This is a genomic window from Clostridium sp. (assembly GCF_051278035.1).
Lineage (GTDB): Bacteria > Bacillota > Clostridia > Clostridiales > Clostridiaceae > Clostridium_AD.
The window spans coordinates 1-3,531 of record NZ_JBNMNU010000283.1 but is presented as its reverse complement, the minus strand read 5'-3'; the positions used below and the strand labels follow the sequence as shown (position 1 = coordinate 3,531).

The following is a 3,531-nucleotide window of genomic DNA, read 5'->3' as shown; positions in this document are numbered from 1 at the left end:
CGCCCCAGTAGTTACATCATCTTCTTTTTCTAAGAGTGCTACTTTTAAATTATATCTTGAAAGGTCTCTTGCTATAGAGGCACCTATTACTCCAGCACCTATAATAACTACATCATACATATTAATCCACTCCTTATTATTTTTCCATAACTATTATTACAAACCATGCTATCCCGTACTGCAACACTACCATTAAGCACTACGTATTTAACTCCCACAGGGGCTTTAGTTGGATTGAAGTAATCCTCAAAACCCTCAATTTTCTTTAAATCAAATAATACTATATCCGCAGTTTTACCTATAGCTATCTCTCCTATAGGATCAAGACCTAAAATTTTTGCAGGTAAATATGATATCTTATATATAGCATTTTCAAGAGTAAGGGTATTTTTATCTCTCACAAATTTACCTATAAAAAGAGGATAGTTACCATAAAGTCTTGGATGTGGATTTCCAGCTGGTATGCTATCTGATCCTACCATTTGCAGTGGATGATTTATTAATTTAATGGTATCCTCTTCTGAAAATACGTCTAGTGTTACTACTCCTACTCCGAATTTTTCGCTTATAAGTAGATCTAATGCAAAATCTAAAGCTTCTATACCTAATTCTTTAGCAATGGAGCCTACAGTTTTTCCTACATATTTTAAGTTTACCCTTTCTTTTACAGATGTTATAAGAATACCATCCCAACCACTAATTAAGCTGTAATTGTCCCATCCTGCGTAGTGAGTTTTGTGACATAAAAGCTCTTTTTTAAGAGTAGTAACAATTTCTTTATCTTGTAGTCTTTTAACCATTTCAGGGATTCCTCCAGCAGTAACCCAAGGTGGTAAAAGTTGAGTCATAAGAGTGCTTCCTGACAAATATAAATGTTCGTCAAAGGTTATTTTCATTCCTTTAGCTACAGCACTTTCTATATAACTTATAAGCTTTTCAGCATCGCATCCCAAATATTTTGAATTATAAGACCTCATGTGTGATATGTGAAGTCGTACTTCAGACTTTTGTGCTATATGAATTATTTCGTCTAGTGCTTTTGTTATAGTATCGTCATGATTTCTAAGATGAACCATAACAATTCCATTATATTTTGCTATGACTTTACATATATCTATTAGCTCGTATTTTGTACTGAAAATTGCTGGCAAGTATTGAAGTCCTATGGACATGCCAAAAGCACCAGACTTCATAGCATTCTCTGCTACTTTACACATGGCTTTAATTTCCTCTTTAGTTGGTATTCTACTATCAAAGCCCATAATACTTGTCCTAATTGCTCCGTGTGAAATTAGAGCTGTATAATTATTTTTTAGTCTATTTTTAGATATTCCATTAAAATAATCATCCATATTAGAAAATTTCCACTTGAATCCTGGATTTCCTACGACTCCTCTTACATAGTTTTTCCATGTGTTAATTTCACCTTCAATACATGGTACAACTCCTAAACCACATTGTCCTACAAGCTCTGTTGTTACTCCTTGCATTATCTTTAAATTTTGAATGTTCTCTTCCATATAAGGTACTAAATCATTATGACTGTGCACATCAATGAATCCTGGAGAAACTACAAGTCCAGTGGCATCGATAATTTCTAAGGCATCTTCATCTATAGTACTCTCAATTTTAACTATCTTCCCATCACTTATTCCTAAATCACCGTGATAAGATGAATTACCTGTACCATCTACAATGCATCCTTTTTTTATTAAAATATCTAGCATTTTAATCCACTTCCCTTAGGTTAAATATAAAACTTGTTTTACCTCCATTAATTTAATTATACAGTAAATTAATAGAACTATTCAGGTATATAACAAAATATATATAATTTGTTATATGTTTATTATATAAGGTAATGAATGGTATAATTATATAAAATAAGAATTAGGGGGAGTTGCGTTGACAAACACGGCAGTTACACTTGAAACTGAGCGCCAATTATCGGAGTCTATGTTATGGAGTCTACAGAAAGATTTCTATGCAAACCAAGGCCCAGAGGCTTGGACTAAAGGTATTGTACCTCAATACATAACCACAAACCCTTATATAGCAAATTTATATGCTAAAACTATATTCGGGTACTGTAGGGATTATGTTACAAGGACAGATATAAATAAAAACTCGACTATATACATAATGGAGCTTGCTTCAGGAGTAGGGCGGTTTACTTATACCTTTCTCAAAAGATTTTTACACCTAATTGAAAATTCTTCACTCAAAGGGCTGAAATTTAAATATATAGTAACCGATTTTTCTGAAAAGAATATTAAATATTGGCAGAATCATAGTTTTTTAAAGCCTTATTTTGATTGTGGAATCCTGGACTGTGCAACCTTTGATATATGTAAAGATGATAAGCTTAAGTTAAGACATAGTGGAGAGATTTTATCCAGTGGGAATCTTAAAAATCCACTTATTTTAATTGCTAATTATACCTTTGACAGTCTTCCTCAAGATACATTTTATGTGAATAAGGGAGAGATTTATGAGGGGTTGATTACAGTAACATCTCCAGAGGTAAAACCTAGCCAAATGGATAAATCTATATTGGCCGGTTTAGACTATTATTATACAGATAACCTAATTCAAGGTAATAATTATTATGAAGATGATGATTTTAATAATCTACTTTTATATTATAAAAATCATTTAGAAGACACGAGTTTTTCTGTGCCTATAATGGCATTACGAGCTATATCTAGATTAAAAGCATTATTCAATGATGATATAATTTTAATTTCAGCGGACAAGGGCTATAAAAATGAAAAAGAAATGCAGAAAAATTCTCATCCGTTTTTATCAAAACACGGTTGTATTTCTATGACGGTTAACTTTCATTCATTGGAACAATATTTCAAAAATATTGGCGGGAAAGCCTTACATAGCATCTATGATCATGAAAATATAAACATGTCACTGTTTTTACTTAGCAATAGCTCCCATGATTTTGCAGAAACTGAAATGGCATACAAAGAAATTATTGAAAGTATAGGACCCGATGATTTTTATATTCTAAAAAAAGCTATTGTGCCTCTAAGCGAATCTTTAGAAACCAAACAGATACTAACTTTTCTTCGATTTACAGTTTGGGATGCAAGAACCTTTCAAGAAGTCTATAACATATTAATAGAAAGAATGGATACTGAAGAGGATTTCCCAGTAGAGGAACTGTGTATAGCAATGAATAAAGTTTGGGAAAATTATTTCCCAATAGGTGAAGAAGGGGACTTAGCATTTTATATAGGACTGTTGTTTAGTTATGTTAGCAATGATAGTGAAGCTTTAAGATTTTTTAAATATTCACAGGAAATATATGGTGATGGCGCTGAAATCTATTATAAAATTGCAGTTTGTTTTTATAATTTAAACCAGACTAAAAAAGCTTTAGAGTTTGCAGAAAAATCACTAAAATTAGATCCTATTTTCGATGCGTGTAGAACTTTGAAAAGTTTAATTGAAGGGTAAAACTATTTATTAACTACTTTATTAAGAAATTTACCAAAGCTTGTGGCTATCAATTTGTTA

The 3,531-nt window shown here is 31.7% G+C and carries 3 protein-coding genes; 1 reads left to right on the top strand and 2 read right to left on the bottom strand.

The features are described from left to right. Together ACJAX4_RS22945 and ACJAX4_RS22940 are read right to left on the bottom strand one after the other, a co-directional pair. Positions 1-120, bottom strand: a 120-nt coding sequence (locus tag ACJAX4_RS22945) for an FAD-dependent oxidoreductase (protein WP_435791759.1), incomplete at its 3' end; no start/stop codon positions are given. Further along, on the bottom strand, positions 108-1,727 hold the full coding sequence (locus tag ACJAX4_RS22940; protein ID WP_435791758.1) for an N-acyl-D-amino-acid deacylase family protein: 1,620 nt from the start codon (positions 1,725-1,727) through the stop codon (positions 108-110). The genes ACJAX4_RS22945 and ACJAX4_RS22940, both read right to left, overlap by 13 nt. 178 nt (positions 1,728-1,905) lie before the next feature. Between ACJAX4_RS22940 and ACJAX4_RS22935 the strand changes: the two genes are divergently transcribed. After that, a complete protein-coding gene (locus ACJAX4_RS22935; RefSeq protein WP_435791757.1) occupies positions 1,906-3,471 on the top strand; it encodes a hypothetical protein in 1,566 nt (521 codons plus the stop codon). The last annotated feature ends 60 nt before the right edge of the window (positions 3,472-3,531 follow it).

Excerpts from the sequence above, each read along its gene's own strand:
- ACJAX4_RS22940 (WP_435791758.1), bottom strand. The coding sequence starts at position 1,727 with ATGCTAGATATTTTAATAAAAAAAGGATGCATTGTAGATGGTACAGGT.